Annotated in this window: 1 protein-coding gene; it reads right to left on the bottom strand. The window is 42.6% G+C overall.

Annotated elements, in window-relative coordinates:
- On the bottom strand, positions 1 to 337 hold a 337-nt coding region (locus ACTNDN_RS25050; protein WP_441132589.1), incomplete at its 3' end, for a UPF0236 family transposase-like protein.
- Positions 338 to 376: the final 39 nt, after the last annotated feature.

The following is a 376-nucleotide window of genomic DNA, read 5'->3' as shown; positions in this document are numbered from 1 at the left end:
CATATATCGTTTGGATGGATAGGTCATCCTTCAATCCAATCCACAAGCGCGCCATGCTCATGACCCCTTTTTTGCTCCATGCTCTTCCATTCTTTAATCGTTTGGCTAATTGATTCATCATTGCCTCTGCACTTCCCATTGGACGATACGCTGTCGTGTCCACGCCTTTCTCCTGTAACCAACTACGGTAATCTTTTATGGTTTCCTGATGATGCGTTAAAAAGCCGAGGAAATGCTCTAGTTTTTCTTCTTCTTCTGGTGTATCCATTGTTCCTACTGCGCTATTCAACTCTAGAAGTAATGTTTCTACCTGGTAGTTTTTTAACGCTCTTTTCATGTAGCGGTATCGAGGATGGCTCTTCATTAGTTGCTTCAT

Source organism: Niallia sp. HCP3S3_B10, from assembly GCF_052064465.1.
In the GTDB taxonomy this organism is placed as follows: Bacteria; Bacillota; Bacilli; order Bacillales; family Cytobacillaceae; genus Niallia; species Niallia hominis.
The sequence above is the reverse complement of the archived record's forward strand: the minus strand, read 5'-3'. Positions and strand labels throughout refer to the sequence as shown.